This is a genomic window from Phyllobacterium sp. TAF24, from assembly GCF_052113785.1.
Classification (GTDB): domain Bacteria; phylum Pseudomonadota; class Alphaproteobacteria; order Rhizobiales; family Rhizobiaceae; genus Phyllobacterium.
In genome coordinates this window covers 125363-150916 of the sequence record NZ_JBFRDN010000005.1, presented here as the reverse complement: position 1 = coordinate 150916, position 25554 = coordinate 125363, and the positions used below count along the sequence as shown (strand labels likewise).

General features: G+C 55.9%; 25 protein-coding genes. 2 read left to right on the top strand and 23 right to left on the bottom strand.

The features are described from left to right. Nucleotides 1-88 precede the first annotated feature (88 nt). The 4 genes from infB to rimP form a co-directional block, all read right to left on the bottom strand. Nucleotides 89-2881 (bottom strand): translation initiation factor IF-2, encoded by a 2793-nt coding sequence (gene infB, locus AB4Y96_RS06720; protein WP_091878659.1) that lies wholly within the window; start codon nucleotides 2879-2881, stop codon nucleotides 89-91. Next, entirely contained in the window at nucleotides 2878-3537 is a 660-nt protein-coding gene (locus tag AB4Y96_RS06715; RefSeq protein WP_280139031.1) for an RNA-binding protein, read from the bottom strand. Before AB4Y96_RS06715 ends, infB begins: the two co-directional genes overlap by 4 nt. Before the next feature lie 13 nt (nucleotides 3538-3550). Continuing rightward, nucleotides 3551-5152, bottom strand: a complete 1602-nt coding sequence (gene nusA, locus AB4Y96_RS06710) for a transcription termination factor NusA (RefSeq protein ID WP_091880107.1) — start codon at nucleotides 5150-5152, stop codon at nucleotides 3551-3553. A gap of 62 nt (nucleotides 5153-5214) precedes the next feature. Then, complete coding sequence (gene rimP, locus AB4Y96_RS06705; RefSeq protein WP_441916353.1) at nucleotides 5215-5880, bottom strand: ribosome maturation factor RimP; 666 nt, start codon at nucleotides 5878-5880, stop codon at nucleotides 5215-5217. 402 nt (nucleotides 5881-6282) lie between these two features. On the opposite strand from rimP, the gene AB4Y96_RS06700 reads away from it, so the two are divergent. Further along, entirely contained in the window at nucleotides 6283-6447 is a 165-nt protein-coding gene (locus tag AB4Y96_RS06700) for a hypothetical protein (RefSeq protein ID WP_175540538.1), read from the top strand. Between the two features lie 61 nt (nucleotides 6448-6508). Here AB4Y96_RS06700 and AB4Y96_RS06695 read toward each other — a convergent pair whose 3' ends face one another. The 19 genes from AB4Y96_RS06695 to AB4Y96_RS06605 form a co-directional block, all read right to left on the bottom strand. After that, entirely contained in the window at nucleotides 6509-8026 is a 1518-nt protein-coding gene (locus AB4Y96_RS06695) for a tripartite tricarboxylate transporter permease (RefSeq protein WP_091878662.1), read from the bottom strand. Nucleotides 8027-8040: 14 nt separating this feature from the next. After that, entirely contained in the window at nucleotides 8041-8523 is a 483-nt protein-coding gene (locus AB4Y96_RS06690; RefSeq protein WP_441916352.1) for a tripartite tricarboxylate transporter TctB family protein, read from the bottom strand. Continuing rightward, nucleotides 8520-9461: a Bug family tripartite tricarboxylate transporter substrate binding protein gene (locus AB4Y96_RS06685; RefSeq protein WP_441916409.1), complete on the bottom strand. Its 942-nt coding sequence runs from the start codon at nucleotides 9459-9461 to the stop codon at nucleotides 8520-8522. Before AB4Y96_RS06685 ends, AB4Y96_RS06690 begins: the two co-directional genes overlap by 4 nt. 245 nt (nucleotides 9462-9706) lie before the next feature. Further along, entirely contained in the window at nucleotides 9707-10414 is a 708-nt protein-coding gene (gene trmB / locus AB4Y96_RS06680; protein WP_441916408.1) for a tRNA (guanine(46)-N(7))-methyltransferase TrmB, read from the bottom strand. Nucleotides 10415-10439: 25 nt separating this feature from the next. Next, nucleotides 10440-11705, bottom strand: coding sequence for a methionine adenosyltransferase (gene metK, locus AB4Y96_RS06675; protein ID WP_091878667.1), 1266 nt, complete (start codon nucleotides 11703-11705; stop codon nucleotides 10440-10442). A 169-nt stretch (nucleotides 11706-11874) separates the two neighbouring features. Further along, a complete protein-coding gene (locus AB4Y96_RS06670) occupies nucleotides 11875-12291 on the bottom strand; it encodes a helix-turn-helix domain-containing protein (protein WP_091878669.1) in 417 nt (138 codons plus the stop codon). Nucleotides 12292-12391: 100 nt separating this feature from the next. Beyond that, complete coding sequence (gene lnt / locus AB4Y96_RS06665) at nucleotides 12392-13981, bottom strand: apolipoprotein N-acyltransferase (RefSeq protein ID WP_091878670.1); 1590 nt, start codon at nucleotides 13979-13981, stop codon at nucleotides 12392-12394. Between the two features lie 57 nt (nucleotides 13982-14038). Then, nucleotides 14039-15127: a hemolysin family protein gene (locus AB4Y96_RS06660; RefSeq protein WP_441916350.1), complete on the bottom strand. Its 1089-nt coding sequence runs from the start codon at nucleotides 15125-15127 to the stop codon at nucleotides 14039-14041. A gap of 5 nt (nucleotides 15128-15132) precedes the next feature. Next, nucleotides 15133-15636, bottom strand: coding sequence for an rRNA maturation RNase YbeY (gene ybeY / locus AB4Y96_RS06655; protein WP_441916407.1), 504 nt, complete (start codon nucleotides 15634-15636; stop codon nucleotides 15133-15135). 77 nt (nucleotides 15637-15713) lie between these two features. Further along, nucleotides 15714-16733: a PhoH family protein gene (locus tag AB4Y96_RS06650; RefSeq protein WP_244518220.1), complete on the bottom strand. Its 1020-nt coding sequence runs from the start codon at nucleotides 16731-16733 to the stop codon at nucleotides 15714-15716. 31 nt (nucleotides 16734-16764) lie between these two features. Next, nucleotides 16765-18204: a tRNA (N6-isopentenyl adenosine(37)-C2)-methylthiotransferase MiaB gene (gene miaB, locus AB4Y96_RS06645; RefSeq protein WP_441916349.1), complete on the bottom strand. Its 1440-nt coding sequence runs from the start codon at nucleotides 18202-18204 to the stop codon at nucleotides 16765-16767. A 9-nt stretch (nucleotides 18205-18213) separates the two neighbouring features. Further along, nucleotides 18214-19083, bottom strand: coding sequence for a lysophospholipid acyltransferase family protein (locus AB4Y96_RS06640; RefSeq protein ID WP_441916348.1), 870 nt, complete (start codon nucleotides 19081-19083; stop codon nucleotides 18214-18216). 1 nt (nucleotide 19084) lies between these two features. After that, entirely contained in the window at nucleotides 19085-19588 is a 504-nt protein-coding gene (gene rimI / locus AB4Y96_RS06635) for a ribosomal protein S18-alanine N-acetyltransferase (RefSeq protein WP_441916347.1), read from the bottom strand. Continuing rightward, on the bottom strand, nucleotides 19585-20274 hold the full coding sequence (gene tsaB, locus AB4Y96_RS06630; protein WP_441916346.1) for a tRNA (adenosine(37)-N6)-threonylcarbamoyltransferase complex dimerization subunit type 1 TsaB: 690 nt from the start codon (nucleotides 20272-20274) through the stop codon (nucleotides 19585-19587). The genes rimI and tsaB overlap by 4 nt, the downstream gene beginning before the upstream one ends. An 81-nt stretch (nucleotides 20275-20355) precedes the next feature. Next, complete coding sequence (locus AB4Y96_RS06625; protein WP_091878683.1) at nucleotides 20356-20724, bottom strand: type II toxin-antitoxin system VapC family toxin; 369 nt, start codon at nucleotides 20722-20724, stop codon at nucleotides 20356-20358. After that, nucleotides 20721-20927 (bottom strand): type II toxin-antitoxin system VapB family antitoxin, encoded by a 207-nt coding sequence (locus tag AB4Y96_RS06620; protein ID WP_091878685.1) that lies wholly within the window; start codon nucleotides 20925-20927, stop codon nucleotides 20721-20723. The genes AB4Y96_RS06625 and AB4Y96_RS06620 overlap by 4 nt, the downstream gene beginning before the upstream one ends. 75 nt (nucleotides 20928-21002) lie before the next feature. Then, nucleotides 21003-21845 carry a DUF2066 domain-containing protein gene (locus AB4Y96_RS06615; protein ID WP_441916345.1) on the bottom strand — a complete coding sequence of 281 codons (843 nt, stop codon included), beginning with the start codon at nucleotides 21843-21845 and terminating at the stop codon, nucleotides 21003-21005. 36 nt (nucleotides 21846-21881) lie between these two features. After that, the gene (locus tag AB4Y96_RS06610) at nucleotides 21882-23924 is read right to left on the bottom strand and encodes a GAF domain-containing protein (RefSeq protein WP_441916344.1); all 2043 of its coding nucleotides are present in this window, start codon (nucleotides 23922-23924) and stop codon (nucleotides 21882-21884) included. A gap of 184 nt (nucleotides 23925-24108) precedes the next feature. Beyond that, nucleotides 24109-24855, bottom strand: coding sequence for an SDR family oxidoreductase (locus tag AB4Y96_RS06605; RefSeq protein WP_441916343.1), 747 nt, complete (start codon nucleotides 24853-24855; stop codon nucleotides 24109-24111). Between the two features lie 87 nt (nucleotides 24856-24942). On the opposite strand from AB4Y96_RS06605, the gene AB4Y96_RS06600 reads away from it, so the two are divergent. Continuing rightward, nucleotides 24943-25551, top strand: coding sequence for a TetR/AcrR family transcriptional regulator (locus AB4Y96_RS06600; RefSeq protein WP_441916342.1), 609 nt, complete (start codon nucleotides 24943-24945; stop codon nucleotides 25549-25551). Nucleotides 25552-25554: the final 3 nt, after the last annotated feature.

Below are 25554 nucleotides of genomic sequence, written 5' to 3'. Positions count from 1 at the left end.
TCGTATCCCAACATACAGGAGATCGCCGGTTTTGGTCCGGCGATCCTGTTATCGATGATTTAAACGCCGCCCTTGTCAGGGCTGGGCATTAGAGTGTGCGGGTAATGTGTTCGACGCGGAACGCTTCGATTGTATCGCCTGCGCGAATATCGTCGTAGTTCTCGAACGCCATACCGCATTCCTGACCCGCAGGCACTTCGGAGACTTCGTCCTTGAAGCGCTTGAGCGTCTTGAGCTTGCCTTCGTGAATGACAACGTTGTCGCGGATAAGGCGCACACCTGCACCACGTTCAACCTTGCCTTCCGTAACACGGCAACCGGCCACCTTGCCGACCTTGGTAATGTTGAAGACTTCGAGAATCTCCGCATTGCCGAGGAAGGTTTCGCGGCGTTCCGGCGACAGAAGACCGGACATGGCTGCCTTCACGTCATCCACCAGATCGTAGATGATGTTGTAGTAGCGGATCTCGATGCCTTCACGTTCGGCCAGATCACGTGCCTGCTTGTTGGCGCGCACGTTGAAGCCGATGATTGCAGCATTGGAAGCTTCAGCCAGAGCAATATCGCTCTCGGTGATACCGCCAGCACCCGAATGGATGATGCGTGCCCGAACTTCGTCAGTTCCAAGCTTGTCCAGCGCACCGGCGATGGCTTCGATTGAACCCTGCACGTCGCCCTTGATGAGCAGCGGGAATTCCTTGAGACCTGTCACCTGCAACTGGCTCATCATCTGTTCGAGCGAACCGCGCGATCCAGCCTGACGTGCCACAACCTTTTCACGGGCAAGGCGCGTACGGTATTCGGAAATCTCGCGGGCCTTGGCTTCGCTCTCAACAACAGCAAAACGATCACCAGCCTGCGGTGGTCCGCCGAGACCGAGAACCTCAACCGGCATTGCCGGTCCCGCATCCTTCAGGTTTTCGCCGCGATCATTGACGAGCGCGCGGACACGGCCCCATTCGCTACCGGCAACGATGATATCGCCGGGCTTGAGTGTGCCCTTCTGAACCAGAACGGTTGCAACCGAACCACGGCCACGATCAAGCTTGGCTTCGATAACGACGCCCTCAGCTGTACGGGTCGGATCAGCCTTGAGATCGAGAACTTCGGCCTGAAGCAGGATGGCTTCAAGCAGCTTGTCGAGACCAAGGCCAGTTTTGGCCGAAACTTCCACATCGAGCGTTTCACCGCCCATGGTTTCAACGAAAACTTCGTGCTGAAGCAGGCCGTTGCGGACCTTCTGTGCATCGGCGGATGGCTTGTCGATCTTGTTGATCGCCACGATGATCGGAACACCCGCTGCCTTGGCATGGTTGATCGATTCAATCGTCTGCGGCATCACGCTGTCATCGGCAGCGACAACAAGGATAGCAATATCCGTTGCCTGCGCACCGCGGGCACGCATGGCCGTAAAGGCGGCGTGACCTGGTGTATCGATGAACGTGATCTTGTGACCGTTCTGTTCAACCTGATAGGCACCGATGTGCTGGGTGATGCCACCGGCTTCGCCCGATACAACATTCGCCTTGCGGATAGCGTCGAGCAGCGAGGTCTTGCCGTGATCGACGTGACCCATGATGGTAACAACGGGCGGACGCGATACAAAGGAAGACTGGTCGTCCTGCACGTTGAAGATACCTTCTTCAACGTCGGATTCAGCAACGCGGCGAACCGTGTGGCCAAATTCCTCGGCAATCAGCTGTGCCATATCCGCATCGATCAGGTCGCCAGCCTTCATCATCTGGCCTTCCTTCATCAGGTACTTGATGACGTCGACCGAACGCTCGGCCATACGCTGGGCAAGTTCCTGAATGGTGATGGTCTCAGGCAGAATGACTTCACGTGCAATTTTCTCACGTGTTTCCTGCTGCATGCCGCGCTTGAATTTCTCCTGACGGCGACGCATGGCGGAAAGCGAACGGCTGCGGCCCTCATCATTGAGCGCAGAGCCCAAAGTAAGCTTGCCACGACGGCGTTCGTCTTCGCCCTTGACGACCTTGGGCGTGCGCACTTCCGGCTTGGCCGGAGCAGCACTGCTGTTGCCACGACGCGCACCGGCAGGACTGCTGCCACGACGTTCTTCTTCTTCCTCGCCACCGGCCTTGCGTACAGGACCCTTGGGAGCAGCCGTCTCTTCGGTGGCAGCTTTTGCTGTTTCCGGCTGGCGCTTGCGGGCTTCCTCTTCCGAGCGATGCTTGGCTTCAGCTTCCTTGCGCAGGCGCTCTTCTTCCTCAGCCTGACGGTGGGCGGATGCTTCACGCTCCTTGGCGCGCAGAGCATCTTCTTCCGCACGGCGCGTCGCTTCAACAGCGGCACGGGCCCGGTCCTCGGCATCACGAACCTTTGAACCTTCAAGTGCCTTGCGGCGGGCTTCAAGCTCGGCAGTCGACAATGTGTTCAAGACCATGCCTGAACGATCGTTCGGGCGAGGACTTGCTGACCGGTAAGGCTGCTGTGCAGGACGCTGCGACTGCGACGGAGCAGCGGAACGCGCGCTCGCGGAAGCAGAAGCTGCTGGTGCACTTGGTGCAGGTGCCGCCGGACGCGGGGCTGGGGCTGGCGCGCTTGGTGCTGCTGTCTGAACAGGCGCAGGGGCTGGCGCAGGCTGGGGAGCCGGTGCTACAGGCCGCACAACCGGTGCCGCAGGCGCAGGCGCCGCGGATGCAGCGGGCGCCGGAGCCGGGGCAGCAGGAGGCGTTACCTCCGGCTTCTGATCCGGTAGGCTAAACTTGCGCTTCTTTGTTTCAACGACAACAGACTTCGTGCGGCCATGACTGAAATTCTGACGCACTGTACTCTGTTCAACGCCAGGCCGCTTCAAGGTCAGGGTCTTTTTATTGACGCCAAGCGTCTTGTCGTCTGTCGATTTTGTATCGCTCATTCCGTTTCCGTTTCCTTCGCGGCAGGTGCCGCTTTAGCGTCGGCCAGATCCGTACGGCCATCGCGAAAATGCTGTAGCAGCCGAGCTCGATTGATGAACCCGGCAGCTGCCTTCCCCTTGAGTACGGCAGCATGTATCACATTTACCCCGCCTAATGCCAAATCCATTTCATCGCTTTCAAACAATGAAAGGGCGGGAATTTCCGGTCCGCCGGCATAAACTACCGAACGGCGGGCCTGGTCAAGCTTGCGGACGCCATCTTCGGCGGCTTCTCGGGCATGAAGAACCAACGCTGCGGTGCCACTGCGGATAGCTGAGTCCACTTTTGCGGCCCCTGTTACCACAACACCGGCCTTGCGCGCCAACCCAAAACTGCCGAGCGCGAATTTTACCAGCATCTGCTCCACAACCAACCCGAAATCATCCGGGACAGTCACGTTGGTTTTCAATGCACGCGGGAAAAGCTTTCGCTTGACCGCTTCATCAATATAACGCCGCTCGGCCTTCACCCAGCACCCCCTGCCGGGAAGATTGCGCTTCAAATCAGCAACAACCGTCCCATCGGGGCTTGCCACGAACCGGATCATGTCATCGACAGAACCGCCTTCGCGCGTGACAATGCATGTCCTGTCGTTCATTTCCGGTTCCACGTACAAGGTCTTCTCGCTATCAGCCAGCGACCTCTTCGTCCGGCACTTCGTCAGTTTCAACAGCAACCAGATCGTCTTCGGTGATCCAGCCAGCCTTGAGGCGGGCGGTCAGAACCATCTGTTCCGCATCGGTACGGCTGACTTCAAAAGCCGAGAGAATGCCCGAATGGTTGATTGTCTCACCATCCTTGCGCTCACGCCAGCCGGTCAGTTCATCCACCGCATATCCGGCGAAGTCTTCGATCGTCTTGACGCCGTCTTCACCGACAGCAACCAGAATGGCATTGGTCATACCTGGCAGGTCGCGCAATTCGTCCGTAACACCGAGTTCCTTGCGGCGGGCATCGCGCTCTTCTTCGATGCGACCCAGATATTCCTGCGCACGCTGCTGAATTTCGCTTGCCGTTTCCTCATCGAAACCATCGATGGAGGAGATTTCATCGCCATCTACATAGGCGATTTCCTCGACGCTGGCAAAACCTTCCGACGCAAGAACCTGACCGACCATCTCGTCAACATCAAGCGCTTCCATGAACAGGTTCGAACGCTCGACGAATTCCTTCTGGCGACGTTCGGATTCTTCCTGCTCGGTGAGAATATCGATATCCCAGCCTGTCAGCTGTGATGCAAGGCGAACGTTCTGACCACGACGACCGATTGCTAGTGATAGTTGGTCATCCGGGACCACAACTTCAATACGTTCCGCATCTTCATCGAGAACAACCTTGGAAACTTCCGCCGGCTGCAATGCATTAACGATGAACGAAGCTGGCTCTGGCGACCATGGAATGATGTCGATCTTTTCGCCCTGCAATTCGCCGACAACCGCCTGAACGCGCGAACCGCGCATACCAACGCAGGCACCAACAGGATCGATTGAGGAATCGCGGGAAATCACGGCGATCTTGGCGCGCGAACCCGGATCACGGGCAACAGACTTGATCTCGATGATGCCGTCGTAAATTTCAGGCACTTCCATGGTGAAAAGCTTTGCCATGAACTGCGGATGGGTGCGGCTCAGGAAAATTTGCGGGCCACGCTGTTCGCGGCGCACGTCATAGACATAGGCGCGAACGCGGTCACCATAACGGAAAGTCTCGCGGGGGATCAGCTCATCACGACGAACAATCGCTTCGCCGCGGCCAAGATCGACGATCACATTGCCGTATTCAACACGCTTGACGCTGCCGTTGATGATTTCACCAACACGGTCCTTGTATTCATCATACTGGCGGTCACGTTCGGCTTCGCGCACTTTCTGCACGATAACCTGCTTGGCGGACTGGGCAGCGATACGGCCAAAATCCATCGGCGGCAGCTGATCGGCGAGGAAATCGCCCGGCTGCGCATCTGGATTACGGTCGCGGGCAGCATCCATGCTGATCTGCGTAACCGGATCTTCGACATTGTCGACGACTTCAAGCAAACGCTGCAGCTTGATCTCGCCCGTCTTGGCGTTGATATCGGCGCGGATGTTGGTTTCCTGACCGTAACGCGAACGTGCGGCCTTCTGGATGGCGTCGGCCATTGCCGCAAGAACGATCTCGCGGTCAATCGACTTCTCGCGGGCCACCGCATCGGCGATCTGCAGAAGTTCTAGCCTGTTTGCACTGACTGCCATGTCTTTCTCCTTGAAATTCCCCTTGGGGTTCATCGCACCGCTTCTCCCGCGGCGTATGAAGATCAATCCTGTTTAGTCTGTTCCTGCTCAGCAGATTCCGCCGACCCTGCTTCATCAGCAGCGCCCTCCTCCGGAATCCTGCCTTCGCGCAAATCCTTGTCGCGGCGCAAAGCATCGCGAATGAGATCATCCGTCAGTATGAGGCGTGCATCCGAGATCAACTCGAAAGGCACTTCGATTACCGGCTCATCACCATAGCTCGCCTGATCGCTCTCTATCGTGACAGCGCCTTCGGTAACGGCAGCAATGCGGCCACGGAATTTCTTCCGACCGCTCAAAACAGCCGATGTGTCGACCTTGACGATATGACCGGACCAGGTGTTGAAATCCGACTTGCGCACCAATGGGCGATCGATACCGGGCGATGACACTTCCAGATGATAATGGCGGTCGATGGGGTCTTCCACATCAAGCACCGGCGACATGGTGCGGCTGACCAGTTCGCAATCTTCAACGGTCATCGTGCCATCGAAGCGCTCGGCCATGATTTGCAAAGTCAGGCCGTTCAGGCCTGAGAGACGAACACGCACGAGGCGAAAACCGATGGATTCGAGAACCGGCTCGATAATTCCGGCAACACGGGCATCAATACCCGTCTCGGTTATAATACGCGCTTCATGTGCAGTTGTATCAACCGCTTCGTGTTCTGTTTTGGTGCCGTCTGTCACGCAGAATTTTCCCTGTTTCGGCCCCAAGAAACAAAAAAGAGCGGGACCTGTGTGGACCCACCCCTGTTCTATCGACCAAGAATATGAGTTCTATATATCGAAATGACGGGGTAGTTTCAAGCTCCGTGTCGAATTTCTACACATCAGCCACAGTTCGATGATTTTCAAACCGGAAGACTACCAATCTGTCTAACGTGTTGCGCTGAGAAACGCAGCAGAAGYCCAAGGCAGTCAAAAACGGTCCGGACAGGTAGATTGAGGCTTTTATGAGGGGCCAAAATGCCCGAATCTGGCCATCGCAATGCATTTTCGCATGGCTGCCCTGCGCCTGGGGGACTAACCATTTGAGGTCAACTCACCTATTTATGCTGCATCGCAATATAACTGCGAAAGGAATGAGCCATGACCACGAGACATATGCCTAACAAGATCAGCCGCTTTCTCAATGTATTCGGCAGTGCCGTCGCTGTTGCTTCTGCAACACGTATCGGTCACCAGCCAGTTGCATCCGACCTGCGCAATCTTGGCATTGACCCTGTTCAGTTCAGCGCTATCCACCGGAACTAAAGCATCGCGCCGTCAATAAGGCGCAAGCTCTCATATCCGGTGGACTGAGGCTGGTCGCTGATCAGTCTTCGTTTGCGGCAAGCTGCGACAGTACCTTGCCTTTGCCCCGTGCCCGCAAGATCAACGGCACAACCACAGCACAAACAGCCAGAACCAGCAGTATGATCGCGATGGGCGAACCCACCAGAACGGTGACGTCGCCCTGACTGATCGCCAGCGCGCGGCGCAATTGCTGTTCAGCCATCGGTCCAAGGATCAGGCCGACGACAACCGGTGCGATAGGATAACCGAAGCGCCGCAGGATATATCCCAGAATACCGAACACCAGCAGCATGCCGAGCTCGAATGTCGAGGGATTGGCGCCGATAGTGCCGAGCGTTGCGAACACCAGAATGCCCGCATAGAGCCAGTGCCTCGGGATCGACAGCAAGCGCACCCAAAGGCCGATCAGCGGCAGGTTGAGCACCAGCAGCATGAAATTGGCGACCAGCAGGCTGGCAATCAGGCCCCAGACGATTTGCGGATTTGTCGCAAACAATAGCGGTCCCGGCTGCAAACCGAATTGCTGGAAACCCGCCAGCATGATGGCAGCAGTCGCCGTCGTTGGCAGGCCTAGTGTCAGGAGAGGAACCAGCGTTCCGGCTGCCGATGCATTGTTGGCAGCCTCTGGACCAGCCACGCCTTCAATCGCGCCATGACCGAACTCCTCCGGCTTTTTCGCCAGCTGCTTTTCCACCGAGTAAGACAGGAATGTGCCAATCTCCGCACCACCGGCGGGCATGGCACCAATCGGGAAGCCGATAAGCGTGCCGCGCAGCCATGGTTTCCATGAGCGTGACCAGTCTTCCCGGTTCATCCAGACAGAACCCTTGACCGGCTCGATCTTTTCATCGCCGCCACCACGCGCAGCCGCCACACTCAGCGTTTCACCGATAGCGAAGAGCGCAACGGCAAGTGTTGTCACTTCCACCCCATCAAGCAAATCCGGAATGCCGAAGGCCAACCGCGCCTGCCCGGTCTGAAGATCAATACCAATCAGACCGAGGGCGAGACCGAGAAACAGCGCTGTCAGGCCGCGAAGCGTGGAATCGCCGAAGGCAGCCGATACGGTCATGAAAGCAAGAATCATCAAAGCGAAATATTCGGCAGGCCCAAACGACAGGGCAAATTTGACGATGGTCGGCGCAATCAGCGCAAGGCCCAGCGTCGCAATCAGACCGGCAACGAAGGAGCCGATGGCAGCTGTTGCCAGCGCAGGTCCCCCGCGCCCGGCGCGGGCCATCTTGTTGCCCTCCAGCGCCGTAACGATGGACGCGCTTTCCCCCGGCGTATTCAGAAGAATGGATGTGGTCGAACCGCCATACATGCCGCCGTAATAGATACCGGCAAACATGATGAGCGACCCTGCAGGATCAAGTTTGTAGGTTACAGGCAGAAGCAGCGCGACAGTCAGCGCTGGCCCGATACCGGGCAAGACGCCAACGGCTGTGCCCAGCGTGACACCCACCAACGCATAAAACAGGTTCATCGGCTCCAGTGCGACGAGAAAGCCGTGGGCCAAGAGTGTGAATGTATCCATGGCTATGATGCCCTTTAAATGAGGTGCTCAAGTGGCCCGGCCGGAAGCGACAATTGCAGCCCCTTGGCAAAAATCACCCATACGACAAAGGAAAGGACGATGCCGATTGGAACTGTCATCCAGAGCGGCCCCTTACCGAACCCACGCGCGGTCGCTGCAAACAGGAGGCCCGTTGCAATGGAAAAGCCGACGGTGTTGAGAAGCAGCATCTGGGCGGCAAGTCCGCCAACAATCCAGAAAACCGGACCGAATTCCTGTTCCTCGCGCGCGGGAAAATCTCCACGACGGGCTTCAAAACCGGTCCATATGGCCAATACAAACAAGCAGGCGGCGATGGCATAAGGGAAAGCGCCGGGGCCAATGCGTGTCGAGCTTCCGCCATGGGCGGTCGCCGTGCTGTAGACAATGACAGCCGCGATGATGGCCAGAACGGCTGCAATAACCAGCGCCGCCCGATCAGGGCGGCGCGTTTGCGAAGTGGTTGGCTTGTCTGTCATTTTACAAGGCCGATATCTTTCAGGATCGCTGACGTTGCTTCCGTGTCCTTGGCGAGCTGCGCTTTGAATGCATCACCGGCAAGATAGGTATTGGCCCAGCCCTTGGCAGCAAGCTGATCCTGCCATGTCTTCGACTTCACCATCTTTTCAACGTCAGCGCCGATAGCGGCTTCCTGTTCCTTGGAGATACCGGGGGCAGCCGCAACCATGCGCCAATTCTGGATGGCGACGTCTACGCCGCCTTCCTTGAACGTCGGCGCATCAATGCCAGCAACCTTTGCATCGCTGGAAATGCCGATAATGCGCAGTGTGCCAGCCTTGATCTGCGATTCGAACTCGCCATAACCGGAAATACCGACGGTTACCTGATTGCCGAGAATGGCAGCCAGTGCTTCTCCGCCGCCGGAGAAGGCAATGTAGTTGACCTTGGTTGGATCAACGCCCGCCGCTTTGGCAATCAAGCCAGCTGTAATGTGATCCGTGCCGCCAGCCGAGCCACCACCCCAGGAAACAGAACCGGGATCAGATTTCAGCTTCTCAACAAGATCAGCGATATTTTTGATCGGGGATGCTGCCGGAACAACCAGCGCTTCGAATTCACCGGTAAGGCGGGCAATCGGAGTGACCTGTGTCAGATTAACAGGTGAGTCGTTGGTGAGGATAGCGCCGACCATCACATATCCGCCGACGATCAGCTGTGCCGGATCACCCTTTGCCGAATTGGCAAACTGAGCAAGACCGATGGTGCCGCCAGCACCCGGAACATTGACCACCTGAATGCTTTTGGAAATCTTCTCATCCTGCAATACGGTCTGGATCGTACGCGCCGTCTGATCCCAGCCACCACCAGKGGCCGCAGGTGCCATGATCTTATAGTCTGCAGCGAAAGCCGCACCTGACACAATCAGTGCGCCGGTCGCGACGAAAGCAAGCAACATTTTACGCATTGTAGAAATCCTCCCGTGACAGCATTCCGCCGTCTGTTTTTGCTGGTCCTTTGAAGAAGCCGGGAGTTGGCAACAGTCAAAGTCATGAATTGACGGCGAGCGTCGAACTCAAGCACAACAATATAACTACGGACAGCCTCCCAGCGGTCTCCTCATCTTCAAATTGATATGAGAAAACTGTCTGGAAGCTGTCATAGGCAATGAAGAACAGGCAAATATTGCCCGAAACACCAAAATCAGCGGCGCAAAAAAGTCAGATAAGCGCCAATGCGGCCTTCGCGATGCGCCTTCTGTTCATAGCGCGTGCCGGGCCAGGCTTCGTAGGGCGTATGCCAATCAGCAGAGGTTTCGGCCTGCCAGTCAAATTCGCTATGAATGCGGCAATGCTGCAGTGTCCAGTTCACATAGGTGTTGATATCGGACGCAAAGCGGAATGGACTACCCGGCTTCAATACGCGGGCAAAACGATCAAGATTTTTCTGGCTGACGAAACGCCGCTTCCAGTGCTTCTTTTTCGGCCAGGGATCTGGATAGAAGAGATCAATGCCATCAAGCGATGCTTCCGGTAACCAATCCAAAACCTGCGTCGCATCGTCATCGTAAAGACGGATGTTCTGCAACGGGTTCTCATGCAGATCGACGACGAGCTTCGCCATGCTGTTGACGAAAGGTTCGACGCCTATGAAACCAGCTTTGGGAAAGCGTGCGGCCTCATGCAGCAAATGCTCACCGCCACCAAAGCCAATTTCCAGCCTGACCTTGTCGACCTCCGCAGTAAACAAACTGCGAAGGTCGCTTGGTGCAGGTTCCGACAGATCCAGTTTGAGCAACGGTAGCAGTTCATCGCGAATGGACCGCTGCAAGGGCCGCAGCGTCTTGCCATTGCGTCTGCCAAAAAAGGCTTCCGTCGAACGCTCGCGTCTGGGCTCTTCTGTCTCTGTCATCATTACAATCAATCGTACGGGCGGCTTACGCTGCCAATGCGCTCTTCAGTTGCTTGGCCAGATCAGTCTTTTCCCAGGAGAAGGAACCATCACGGCCCGGCTTGCGGCCGAAATGGCCATAGGCTGAGGTCTTGGCATAGATCGGCTTGTTCAGATCAAGATGCTTGCGAATGCCTGTCGGCGAAAGGTCCATGACCTTGCGCAGGGCGCCTTCAATTGCATCTTCACTCACCTTGCCAGTGCCATGCAGATCCACATAAACAGAAAGCGGCTGGGCAACGCCAATGGCATAGGACAGCTGGATCGTGCAGCGATCGGCAAAGCCGGCAGCGACAACATTCTTGGCGAGATAACGCGCCGCATAGGCAGCGGACCGGTCAACCTTCGTTGTGTCCTTGCCGGAGAACGCACCACCACCATGGGGAGCGGCACCGCCGTAAGTATCAACAATGATCTTGCGACCCGTCAGACCCGCATCGCCATCGGGTCCGCCGATGACAAACTTGCCGGTTGGGTTGATGTACCAGACGCAGTTATCCGCAATCTTGAGATCACCCAGCGCTTCGCGGATATAGGGTTCCACAACCTGGCGGACCTTCTTGGAATCCCAGCTTGCATCGAGATGCTGGGTCGAAAGGACGATCTGTGTGGCTTCTGCGGCAACGCCGTCGACATAACGAACCGTAACCTGGCTCTTGGCGTCGGGGCCAAGCCGTCCGGCATCGCCCTCGCCCCTGTGACGAGCCTCGGCAAGCAGCTCGAGAATCTTGTGGGAGTAATAGATTGGCGCTGGCATCAAGTCAGGGGTTTCGCGGCAGGCATAACCGAACATAATGCCCTGATCGCCTGCACCTTCTTCGCCCTGCCGGTCGGCGGCATTGTCGACACCCTGTGCGATATCGGCCGATTGAGGATGCAAAAGCACGTCAATCTTGGCAGTTTTCCAGCTGAAACCTTCCTGCTCGTAACCGATATCACGGATCGCACGACGCGCCGCCGCACGGAAACGGGCTGGATTGATGACCGGATGACCCTTGGCGTCATGGACAACCGCGCCGCTCTTGTCCTTCTTGAGAAGCGTATCGGGAACACGCACCTCACCGGCGATAACGACTCGGTTGGTCGTCGCCAAGGTTTCGCAAGCGATGCGCACAGTCCACGGATCAACACCCGTCTTCTTCGCTTCCTTGTAGATCATGTCGACGATTTCATCGGAAATCCGGTCACAAACCTTATCTGGATGACCTTCCGATACGGACTCACTGGTAAAAAGGTAGGAACTGCGTGTCACGGGGAACCCCTCTTGAAACAAATATGCGCTCTATCCGCAGGGAACGAGCATGCGTAGTGTTTGCCAAGCGCGAAGGATTCAGTCAATTGCTTTCGTTTTCAAACAAACAGCATTGGAAGATTTTTTTTCTACAATCCGGAAAGAAAGCTCAGTTTGCACAGAATTTTTGCTATTCTGAATCTTCCTCATGGCTCAAAGTCCGGACGAGGTCGAGAATCTTGCGCCTTATCTTGGGGTCACCAATCTTTGCAAAGGCACGCGCAAGCTGGATACCCTCCGAGCTGTTGAGGAAGCCAACCACATAGGTATTGTCACCTTCCTCTTCGAAACCCTGCGGTTTATCCGGCTGCTCGGGCATATCGTCAAAGAAGAACGTGACCGGCACATTGAGAACGTTACCGATCGCTTGCAGACGACTGGCGCCGACACGGTTGACGCCCTTCTCGTATTTCTGAATTTGCTGAAAAGTAATTCCCAGACTGTCGCCAAGTTTTTCCTGGCTTAGACCAACCATGTTGCGGCGCAAACGGATGCGCGCGCCCACATGGACGTCAACTGGGTTCGGTCGCTTTTTATTATCGGGCATGAAAATCTCATTCGTATGAAATGGGGCTGAAAACTAATTTTATCATCAATGTATCAACAGACCAAATATACAGGTATTCGACAGGGCAACGACATAAAAGTCAACCAAGACGCCTTCTGTCACGGTAAAAATACGCCAGTACCGCAGCAAAAAACACGCTGAGTACAATCAGAAATTGAAACCTGCGTAAGGCTTCACTTAATGGTAGCTGAACCTTACCCGGTAGCGCCGCGTCAATAACGCCAACGGCATCCAGTGCCAAAGCGTCAATGATTCGACCATAAGGATCGACAACTGCCGACAACCCATTGTTGGCTGCGCGAACCAGTGGCAAGCCCTGCTCGACAGCACGCAACTGCGCCTGACGAAAATGCTGGTATGGCCCCGGCGTATCACCGTACCATGCATCATTGGTCACATTGATGATCGCATCTGCGGGGGCTCCCTGATAACCGAGTTCAGCGGGAAAAATTGCCTCGTAACAGATCAATGGCAGGGCAACGAAACGATCATTCACCTTCAGCGATTGCCGCGACGCTCCTGATGTAAAGCCACCGGGCATTTCCACAACCTCACTGACGCCCAGACTGCGCAGAATACCTTCAAGCGGCAGATATTCGCCAAAAGGAACGAGGTGCACCTTGTCCGCCGCGCCGACAATCTCGCCCGCGCCGTTGATGGAATATATCGTATTATAATAAAGCGGCTGTTGATTGCCGCCCGGCTCTTCCATGCGAATAGCGCCTGCGAGCAGCATCTGTCCATCATCAAGCGTGTCGGCAATAGCCTGCAGAGCATCCGGCGTCTTGGTCAGAATATAGGGAACAGCGGTCTCCGGCCAGACGATAATATCCGGTTTGGCGACCCCCGCTTTTGGCGGTTGGGCGCTCATACCAAGATATTTGTCAAAAATATCGCGGCGAGCACCTGCATCGAATTTGAGGTCCTGCGCGATGGACGGCTGGACAATACGCACGTTCGGACCCTTGGCCACAAGGCTCGCCGTCTGCAGTCTGTAGAATCCATAACCGGCATGCGCACAGACCAGAACCAACGCCAGAATCACGCCCGTCCTGATATCCCGGCGACCCGCCAATAGAGCGGGCATGGAGAATACCAGCACAGCCAGCGCATTCATTGCCAGCAGCCCGACAATGACCGACGACTGCATGAGCACTGGAACCGGCATTGCTGCATAGCCAATGGCATTCCATGGAAAGCCGGTCAGAACAAAGGAGCGCAGCCATTCTGCAACGCCAAAAGCGAATGCCAGTGACAGGATACGCCCAAGCCCTTCACTCCAGAAGAACCGGGCCAATGCAGCCGCAAAAGCGTAGAAAATGGCAAGAACCGCAGGCAATCCAAGGATCGCCAATGGAATAGCCCAGGCGAAATTGGCGGCATCGACGAGCAAGGCATTGCCAATCCACCAGAGCCCGAAAACAAAATAACCGAAGCCGAACCACCAGCCGATCATGGCCGCTGGCAACAGCCTGCGAATGGGACCTGCCCCCGCATTATCAACGGCACCATCGATCAGCCAGACAAGAACAGGAAAGGAAACGAAGCAAACGGCAAAAAAATCATAGGGTGGCAGTGCGAAACTCGCCAGAGCGCCCATGAGAAAGGCCAGCGCAATACGCTTCCATCCCCATAGAAGGATGATTTTACCGGCCAGACGCTGGATCATGCCAAGCCCCACCCTTTCTGATTTTTCTTCAGTCTTAGTCGGTGAGACTTGCGCCAATCATTCGTCCATTTCGGCAGGTTCATCCGCCGCGCCTTGCCGCGGGGTGCGCGGACGGCGCTCGGCATGGCGCAGTGGTACGATGCGAACCTTGCGGATACGGCGCGGATCGGCTTCCAGCACATGGAACTCATAGCCGGGAACCGCCTGCACCATTTCGCCGCGCACGGGAATGCGCCCAAGGATCGAGAAGATCAAACCGCCGACCGTATCCACATCCTCGCCATGTTCGCCAACCACGAAGCCCGAGCCGATTTTTGCGGCGATCTCTTCAAGATCGGCACGCGCGTCGGCAATGAAGATACCTTCCGGCTCTTCCATGATCATCACTTCATCGTCGTCATGCTCGTCTTCAATATTGCCGACGACCATTTCCACAATATCTTCCAGTGATACCAAACCATCGGTACCGCCATATTCATCGATGACAAGCGCAATCTGGATGYGCTGCGCCTGCATGCGGCCCATCAGATCATTGGCCAGCATCGAAGGCGGCACAAACAGAATCGGGCGCATCAGGCTGAGTTCGGCAATCGTCTTGGTCAGTTCGACGTTGCCCAGATCAAACTTGGCAGCAGCGGGCGCTTTCGGTGCCTTGGCCGACGTACGCCGCTGGGTCTTCACCCGCGAAATCTTGGTGATGTGATTGACCACATCCCGGATGTGGACCATGCCACGCGGATCATCCAGCGTTTCAGCAAAGACAGGCATGCGCGAATGGCCGGATTTTTCGAAAACCTCAAGCAGATCGCCAAGGGTTGTGGTGATATCCACAGCTTCGATATCGGCACGCGGAATCATCACATCCTCCACGCGCAATTCGCGCAGGCGCAGGATATTGTGCAGCATGGCGCGTTCTTCCGGCGAGAATGCCGTATCGCCATGATCGGTGCCAGCCAGCGCCGCATCGATATCCTCTCGCAAGGATGTACCCGGGCGAGCGCGCAGGAATGGAAAAATTGCAGTGAGAAGCGAGCGCTTTTCAGTGGCGGGCGCTCTGGTGCTACTTTGCCCCTCGGCGTCACTCTCCTGCCCGGTTATGCCCTTTGCGGGTGCGGCAGGATCGTTCTGGTGCGACGTGTCAGACATGGTCCTCAATCGGATTGATCGTCAGAGACCGATAGCGCATATGGGTCGGGAATGGCAAGATGCGCAAGAATTTTACGCTCCAGTCCCTCCATCTCTTCCGCTTCGCTCTCAACAATATGATCATAACCGAGTAGGTGCAGAAATCCATGCACGATCAGGTGGGTCAGATGGTGGTCAAACGGCTTCTGCTCGTCAATCGCTTCGCGCTCGACCGTTTCCCGCGCAATAACGATATCGCCGAGCATCGGCCCCGGCTTTTGACCCGGCTTGATGGGGAAGGCCGGAAATGACAGGACATTGGTCGGCTTGTCCTTTTCGCGCCAGTCATTGTTAAGCGCGCGGATCGCCGCATCATCGGTGAATACGAGGCTGAGTTCGCTTTCAGGCTGCGAGCCCCCGTCGAGAATCTGCCACGCAGCAGCAATGGCCCGTTCTGCAAACGTGCGCAGTTCCGACTCATCTGCCCAGCCGTCTGTCTCAACCAGAATATCGATATCGATCAAAGTTATATCACCAGCGATCAGAGAATATCGACCATTCCCCCGACGAACCCCATGACCATCGGAGTGAAATGATCGAAGCTATCTCAGGGCTTGGCACCTTCCTTATCATAGGCCCGGACGATTGCCGCTACGAGCGGATGACGGACAACGTCCACGTCTGAGAACCGAACGGTGACAATGCCGCTAACGCCTTCGAGAATTCTCAGTGCCTCGACAAGGCCGGATTTCTGGCCGGGTGGCAGATCGACCTGGCTCGGATCGCCTGTAATGATCATGCGGCCGTTTTCACCCAAACGGGTCAGGAACATTTTCATCTGCATGGCTGTCGTGTTCTGCGCTTCATCGAGGATGATGGCAGAGTGGCCCAGCGTACGTCCGCGCATGAAGGCCAGCGGTGCAATTTCGATCACACCGGCAGCAATCGCCCGTTCCACCTTGTCGGCAGGCATCATGTCATAGAGCGCATCATAGAGCGGGCGCAGATAGGGATCGACCTTTTCCTTCATATCGCCGGGCAGGAAGCCCAGACGCTCGCCCGCTTCGACAGCTGGACGGGAAAGAATGATCCGGTCCACCAGACCGCGTTCCAGAAGCATGGCAGCATGGGCCACAGCCAGATAGGTCTTGCCGGTACCGGCAGGTCCAACACCGAACACCATTTCGGAGCGATCAAGCGCCCGCATATAGGCATCCTGCGTCGGCGTGCGGGCAAAAATGGTTTTCTTGCGAGTCGATATCTGGGCAGCAGCCATCTTGCTCTTGTTTTCCATGGTGGGAAGCGTCAACTGATCGTCAGCGGCAATAGCCATGCGCAAGGCACCATCCACATCGGACGCCGAGATGTCATGGCCTTTCTGCAGCTGTTCATAAAGCTGGTCGAGAGTCCTGCGGGCCTGTTCCGTCGCACCGGGTTCGCCGCGAATGGCAAGCTGGTTGCCCTTGGATCGGACATCCACACCCAGTTTCTGTTCAATGCGGGCAAGGTTCTCGTCGAACTGACCGAACAGGGCACTTGCCAGCCGGTTATTATCAAATGTCAGTACGATATGCGCCAGATCCGAGGCTCCTGATGGAGCGGGTTTCAGCTTTTCGGTGGCGGTCAATCGGCTCTCCTTACCAAAAGGTGTTCAGTCCTTATATAGTCCCATCGCCCGTAGTTTCCATCTCACGAACCCCAACCAGACTGTTGGTTCCTGTGCTGATGATTCGTACCCTGATTATGTCGCCGATTTCGCCGCCATGTACATCGATAATTACAGGTTGTAACCAAGGAGATCGTCCAACCATCTGTCCCGGCTCCCGCCCAGCCTTTTCAATCAGCACATCCATGGTCTTGCCGACGAGACTGCGCTGGAAGGCGTATTGCTGTTCGGACAGCAATACCTGCAGGCGCTGCAGCCTTTCATCCTTCACCGCTTCAGGAACGTGATCATCCATATCGGCACCCGGCGTGCCGGGGCGCGGCGAATATTTGAAGGAATAGGCGGCGGCATAGGTGACATTGCGCACGATTTGAAGCGTCGCCTCAAAATCCTCTTCCGTTTCACCGGGGAAGCCGACAATGAAATCACCTGACAGGGCGATATCAGAACGCGCATCGCGAATCCGATCAATAAGCCTGACATAATCCGCAGCTGTATGTTTGCGGTTCATCGCCTTGAGGATGCGATCTGAGCCTGATTGCACCGGCAGATGCAGATACGGCATCAGCATCGGCAGGTCGCGATGGGCGTGGATCAGCATATCGTCCATATCGCGCGGGTGGCTGGTCACGTAGCGCAAACGCGCAATGCCGGGGATTTCTGCGAGCCGGTAAAGCAGTTCGCCCAATCCCCATTCGCGTCCATCGGGACCCTCGCCGTGCCATGCATTGACGTTCTGGCCGAGCAGGGTCAGTTCACGCACGCCGGCATCCGCAAGCTTTTCGGCTTCCTTCAGTATCTGCGCTACCGGGCGCGAGACCTCCGAACCACGGGTATAGGGCACAACGCAGAAGGTGCAGAACTTGTCACAACCTTCCTGAACGGTCAGGAAAGCGGTCACACCACGGCTTCTCGTCTGCTCCTTGCGCGGCGCAGGCAGATGCTCAAACTTGTCTTCAATGGCATATTCGGTTTCAACAACCCGTTCGCCCTGACGCACGCGGGCAAGCGCCTGCGGCAGCCGATGATAGGTTTGCGGTCCAACCACCAGATCGACCACCGGCGCCCGGCGCGTGATCTCGTCACCCTCAGCCTGTGCCACGCAGCCCGCCACGCCGACAGTCAGTTCGCGGCCTTCTTTGGCGCGGGCGTCCTTCATCTTGCGCAAACGGCCCAGCGCTGAATAAAGCTTTTCGGAAGCCTTTTCGCGGATGTGGCAGGTGTTGATCAGCACCAGATCGGCGTCATCAGCCGTATCGGTGGGTGTATAGCCTTCGGCGGCCAGACTGTCCGTCATGCGCTGGCTGTCATAGACATTCATCTGGCAGCCATAGGTCTTCACATAGACCTTGCGCGTATTGGCAAGGGCCGGTGAAATTGCTGCGGGTCCGGATGTCTCGTCCGGTTTATGAGAGATGCTGATATCGTCCATGCGAGGCTTCTAAAGCTTTTTATCGTCTTTGAGAATAGCAGAGTCAGGGAGAATGGCCGTCTCGGGGTTTTCCACGCGAGGCGTAACCAGATCGCGTCCGAGCAGTGATGACAACATCATCGCCCTCACCCGCTCCTCCATTAACCGTGCCAGGGTCTTGCGATTGGTCTTGGCATCGATGGTCATCGGTTCGCCAAACCAGACATCAACGTCAATCGCACCATCCTTCAAAAGCCCGATCAGGCTTGGTCCCAAAGGCACATCACCCGGCCACGAAATCAGCGGGCGATGAAACCGGCCCATGGGCACACCATGCACACGCGTATAGGCAATGGCCACGGGTTGCACTGTGACTGTTTCAACGCTGGTTTCGCGAATAGCCACCTGTGCAGCGCCAAATAGCGAGGTCTTGAAAGGCAATACGCGATTGCCGTCAGACGTTGTACCCTCGGCGAACAGCACCATGACATCACCGGCGGCAAGGCGCGTGGCAATCTCGCTCGCCTGATCATGGGTCTTGCCGCGTTTTTCACGCTCAACGAAGACAGAGCGTTGCAGCTTGGAAAGCATCCCGAACAACGGCCAGCTCGCAACTTCAATCTTGGCAATAAAAGACAACTCCTTGAGCGACCCCAGAATCACAATATCGGACCATGAGGCGTGATTGGCCGCCAGCAGCAATGGTCGCTCCGTTGCCATGTCACCATGCATGTGAATACGGAAGCCAAGCAATCTGGAGACAATACGATGGTAGAAAATGGGAAAGCTTTTACGCAAACCCAAACCGGCTTTCAGGAAAAAATACTGCAAGGGGATCGAGATCGCAGTGATCAGGACGAATGCCGTTGCCGTTACGATGAAACGGGCCCATGCCATCATATCAGCGGACCTGCTTCAGATCGCGGCGCATTGTCAGGGCAGCTGAGCGCCCATCAGCGGTCTCATAATAGCCCGGACGCTTACCGACCTGTTTAAAGCCAAGGCGACGATAGAGCGCCAGCGCCGGAATGTTCGTCTCATCGACCTCAAGAAACAACATGTCTGCACGGGCATTGTGCAAATGGCGCAAGGTAGCATCCATCAAAGCGTGGCCAAGGCCGCGGCGTTGTGATGATGGTGCGACGGCAATAGTCAGTATTTCGGCCTCATCAATCACAAGCCGAGCCAGCACAAAACCGCCCGGTGGTGCGGATCGGTTGCCCTCTTCTCGCGCAATGAATCCGAAGACATTTTCCTGCACGATCAGCGCATGGAATTCTTCATCGCTCCATGGCTTGCTGAAGGTCAGCATGTGCAGCTTTGCCAAATGGGTCGCATCGGCGCTCATCAATCGCTCGATGACAAAAGGGCGGTTTCGCAGATTACCCAGGGGAAAACCCATCATTCCGCGACCTTCCTTTTCAACACGAAGCCCTGTTGGGGCTTAACATCAAGCCCGCGCAGATAAAGCGGTTTGGGCGCTTCGCCGTTGATCTCGCGCAGCGCGCCAAGGCGGGCAAAGGCTCCAATCGTTCCTGTCGATGTTGTCACAGCCACATCCAGCTTCTGCTCAAGACCGGCGTTGACAAGCGCCGCACCCGAACCGGATAGTACCACATCATTCTGGCGTTCCGACAATGCGGTAAAAACCTCTGGCAGCGTCGTCACACCGGGCACCGAGCCAATCGAGCCATCTGACGCAAAGAATTGCGCATAAATCTCATCCCGCCGCGCATCAATGATGGACAGCACGGGCCGTCCGGCAAATGTCTGCCGGGCATCATAAGCCAGCGCTTCAAGTGTGCTGATACCCACCACCGGACATTTCAGCGCGAGGCCGAACCCACGCGCCGTCGATACCCCGACACGCACACCCGTGAACGAGCCCGGACCAACGCTTACGGCAACTTTGCCGATTTCGCCGATTGATATGGCGGCTTCATTCAATGCCTGTTCGATAAATGCCATCAGATGTTCGGCATGCCCCTTGCCAATATCCTCACTGATTGCGGCGAGCATAGTCCCGGTTTCAACATCGAGAACAGCGACGGAGCAAAGAGTCGAAGCAGTATCAAGGGCAAGCAGTTTCATGACCAATCGCGTAAACAAGAATCAGCCAGCAAACAAGGTGTGTTCGCTTGACGATGCAAATTCTGGTTCATGGTGTCGTGATTAGTGAAAATCAGCTTGGAGCTGTAGACGAGTTGCAGCCGCAGCCAATCTTTTGTCTCTTGTCCATAACCGTGTGCCGGGCGTCAGCCGTGTTGCAGCCAGCAAGTGCACATCGACATAGCCGATACCAAGACCAAAGATTGTTTCAGCGTCAATAAAATACAAGATCTCTTTGTCATCGGCCACCTGTACTTTCGGCAAATCCTGAAGGCTGTTCAAAATGAGTTCACGCTGCCGCAAACTCCCCAAAGCTAGTTCCCCCACGATAAACGGATGGATTAATATTTGCCCAGTGTTGAGATGTCGTACTAACTCCGCATCGCCGTAACGCAGATGATCTATCCAAACTGAAGTGTCGGCAAGGATCATTCTTGAACGTCCGGCATAACTTGACGCCGGGGTATAGTGTTCAAATCAGGTTCACTCCCACCCAGAAGTGCCAATCTACGGGCACTCTCACTGTTGATCAAAGCCTTGAGGGCCGCACGCATAAGTGCGGATTTCTCCCGCAAGCCCGTGTATTCCTGTGCCTTGGCAACCAAGTCATCATCGAGAGCAAGTGTGGTACGCATCTTCATATTCCTTGATAGGCACGATTTTAGCATCAAATGATGCCTTAAACAATGCGTACTAAGGTTAACCTCTTGCTATTTTGGCTGGCCGTGGCCGGACAAAACCTGTAGGGCGCCACGCATTCCGTTGCGAAAGGCATCATCGAAGCTAACACCACGGATTTGCCAGTGAAACGTTTTATGCCGGCCATTGATCCGCCAATCGGCAACCCAGCCCATCGCCTCATTGCTCCACACCAGCACACCGGAAAGCGCTGTATCACCTATCCCGCTCTTTGCAGCGGCATTGAGTTCGGTAAGATCAGCAGTCGGCAATGTCTGCACGGTCCAACCTTTTTGGGCCAATTGGGCTTTGGTCGGCAGTGCAATCGGCAGACCAACTTTCGTAGCCGCAGCTTGAAGAGCGCTGCGCATGTCAGCGTCTTCTTCATTGTCACTCGTCATGACAAAAACGCGCTTGGGCGGCCTGATATCGAGAAATACCGCGACACGCGGTCTGGCTGCACGCCATGGTTGGCGTCCAAGCAAATTCAGTGACGAATCTACGGCAGTCTTGTTGAAATAGACGGTCAAATCCTGTGGACGATCGTAAGAACCCTGTTCGTCATGTATGGGCTGGCCCGACAGGTGATCATGATATTCAAAGCGGGTGACAAGTCCTGCAACATTGGCTCCAAGCGCAATAGCCGCCGGATCGCCGATCAGACGGGGATCGCCAGAAACTTTCGCCAGTACATCTTGCAGGCATTGGGCAAGGCCAAGCGCTCTGTTTGCATCGCCGCGCCCTGTCACCACCGCCTGCGATTGGTAAAGGTCGGCATCAGATGGATCATCCGCCGCAGCGGCAACCCCACAGCAGAGCAAAAGAACTGTCAGAATAGTGCCAAAAGTACGGGCAAGCGCTGTTTTGGTGTTCATCCGGTCTGCCCTTCCCTGCCGTTAAAAAGCGTCCAATCAATTGTCCATGATCAGCGCCAGCGGCGCCTTGAACTGTGCCACAAGCCCTTCCTTTTCATATTGGACATCGGCGTCACCCGTTCCCGACAGACCAAAACGGATCAGGCGCGAACCGAATCCCTTTTTTTCAGGAGCTATTGCTGCCGGACCACCCCGCTCACGCCATGTTAGCACGAATTCCATCTGCGACTGCGCGCGCTGAATCTCCCAACTGATATCCACCTTGCCATGCGCGTTGGACAGTGACCCATATTTCAGCGCGTTTGTTGCAAGTTCATGCAGCAGCAATGACAGCGAAAGAACGGCCTTGGGACCGAGATTGAGATTGGGGCCGCGCAAATTGAACTGTGACGTTTCGCCATGCAATGCCAGAACACTTTCCAGTACCGAGCGGATACGTGCCGCCGACCAATTCTGATGCAACAGCACATTGTGGGCAGAGCTGAGCGCCATGATGCGCTGCTTGAATGCCTCGACGGCATCCTGCGGCGCATCACGCAGGGTTTGTGTCGCGATGGCCTGCACCATGGTCAGGGTGTTTTTCAGCCGATGGCTGAGTTCCTGATTGAGAATGCCCTGCTCGTGTTCGGCCTGCAGCTTGGCGATGGCGGCATAGGTTCGGTCGGCAACACTGACCACGAATTGAATCTCATCCGTCTGCCAATCGCGTGGATTTTCACCATGGACGAACATCAGCCCCACCAGTTCGCCGCCATGCATCAACGGGACATTGATAAAGGATCGGGCCTGGATTGCGGCATAACCATCATAGTCGAGGGCGAGCCAGTCCGTGCTGTTTACGTCAGAAACGGCGATGGGTATGCCGATTTGCGAGTTCTTGATTGTCGCCTTGAAATTAACCAGCGAATGCCGGCCAGCCATGGACTTTAGATCCGACGCTGTCCAGTCGTGCTCCACATTGAAGAGATCCGCCGTGAGATCGATGATGGCAAATCCTGCGCGACCGGCACCCAGATTCTCTCCCAATATCCTTGAGGCAATCTCTGCCGCTTCACCGGTTGTATTGGCATCGCGAATACTATCACCAAGTTCTAGCAGTGCAGTCTGCCGGATTTCAGCCTGCTTGCGCTTGGTCACATCCTGAACCGTGCCCCGGAAGGCCACCGGCTGCCCCTTATCATCATGGACAAGTTCACCCCGGCGGCTCAACCACCGCAGCGCCCCGTCATCGGCGCGCTTGATGCGGTACTCGATATCCAGAATAACATTGCCGTCCCGTCGCGTGGACTGGTTCGATACGAGGTGTTTGTCTTCCTCGTAGGTCAATGCTTCGAACGTCGTGGCCGCGTATTGGTCATTTACAGCCAACCCGTAAAGCCTGCACATCTCTGGTGTCACCCGCGATGTATTGCTCTTCATATCGAGTTCGAATGCACCGATGCCACCCGCCTGCTGGGCAGGTACGAGCCAACCATCAATCCGATATTGCTTGTTGCGTGCCGCTTCGCTGGATAGCGCGCGCTTGAGGGTGGCCCGAACCGTGCGGCGCTGCTGGATCACAACATCATTGCGGTCTTCAACCACGCGGCGCAATTCGAGAATGGTAATGACCTGCTCGGCAAGATCCTGCAAAGCTTCGGCCTGTGCTTCAGTCAGTCCGGCGGGACGCGGCGCATTGTCAATGACGCAGAGCGTACCAATTGCCTCGCCGCTTGGTGTGTTGAGCACGGCTCCGGCATAAAACCGGATGAAGGGTTCGCCCGTCACCAGCGTATTGTGCTTGGTGCGCTCATCCAACGTCAGATCGGGAATAATGAGAACTGAACCTGTCAGCAGGGCATGGGCACAGACCGACTGTTCGAGCGGTGTCTCGCAGGGTTCGAAACCAGAGCGGGCTTTGAACCATTGCCTGTCACCCGTGACCAGACTGATCAAGGCAACCGGAGTTTCGCAAATCTGTTTGGCAAGAGAAACGATATTATCGAATGCCGGTTCGGGCGGCGTGTCCAAGATATCATATTCGTCAAGCGCAGCCAGCCTATGGGCGTCCTGAAGCACTGAAAGGGGCAAATCGCTCATGGATGAACCCAATCGCCAAATTGTGTCTGAGAGACAGAGGAAGTATCTGCCCTATCAAATAGTCTAATTTCGGCTTGTGACAATTGCTATTTGCAACCGTCCGTTGTCTTCGTCGTCGCATCCACTCTCAGGTTCAGATGAGCGCTTTCTTCAGCCAGATACAGTCATAACCGGGTGCTGTGAATCAAATCTGGCCAAGGCCGCCATCGACGGCAATATCGGCACCGGTCGTGAAGGTGGAATCAGAAGAGGCAAGGAACAGCACAGCCCGGGCGACTTCATCCGCATCGCCCCAACGACCCATCGGCACCTGTCCCTTGACCCAGCTATCCACTTCTGCGTTCGCGACCAGATCAGCGGTCATTGGCGTATTGATCGGCCCAGGACTTACAGTGTTGATGCGAATCTTCCGCTGATGAATCGTTTCATCAGCCGCCAGCGTGCGGGCAAAGCTGCGCAGGCAAGCTTTCGTTGCCGCGTAGAGCATATCACCCGGACGTCCGCGGTTCTGCACGGCGGAGGTTGTAAATATCACTGACGCCCCATCACTGAGCAGCGGCAGGGCATTGAGAAATGTAAAGAAAGCCGCCTTCACGTTCAGATTGAAAATGCCATCAAAATCCTCTTCTGTGGTTTCAAGCAGCGGCGGACAATCTGATGTTCCGGCGTTGATATACAAAGCATCTATATGACTGAAGTGCTGTTTGATCACGTCAAAGGCCGCCTGTAATTCGGCGCGGTTTGTAACGTCAGCGGCAATACCGAGAACATCGTTGCCAATCTCGCCTGTTGCGCCAGCAAGCCTGCTCTCATCGCGGCCAAGAACGGCAACCCGCGCGCCTTCCGCGTGGAAAAGCTTTGCCGTCGCCAGACCAATGCCACTTGTTCCACCCGTTATAACCGCCGTGCGGCCAGCCATACGCTGGGTCATGGCATATACTCCATATTGCTTGTAAACAGTCGTTGACTTATAGTTCCGGATATAGCGCAAGTCAACACTCGTTTACATATAGGGCAAATGGCAAAACCAGCAAACACCACCATCCCCATGCATCAGCGGGATGCCGGAGAAACCCGCGGTCGCATTTTGCAGGCCGCAAAATTGCATTTTTCACGGCAGGGCTACGATCATGTGGGCGTGCGTGAAATCGCTGGCGATGCGGGCGTTAACGCCGCGCTCGTGAACCGTTATTTTGGCTCAAAAGAAGAATTGTTCGCCGAAGTTGCTGCTTCTGCATTCGATATCAATGATATAGCTCAGGGCCCCATCAATGGGTGGGGTGAACACACTGCCCGGTTTCTTGCAGGGCCTTTCAACCGCGACGCCGAAGTTCTTCAATTCGACCCGTTTCAATTTCTCTTATTGTCGGCACTCAGCCCGGTCGCAGCGCCCATCGTCGCGCGACATTTGCATGCGAATTTTGTCGTGGCACTGGCGGATAGGATTGAAGCGGCCAACGCGGAACTGCGCGCTACGCTTGTCACCTCCTATATCATAGGATTTGCTTTGAGCCGCGTTGTGTTGAAACTGCCGGGCCTAGGCGATGAAGACATCGAAAAAGCAGTGCGATTTCTCGGTGCGTCGATCCAGAGCTGCCTGACAGGCCCGATCCCCGGAAGGGCATAGGTC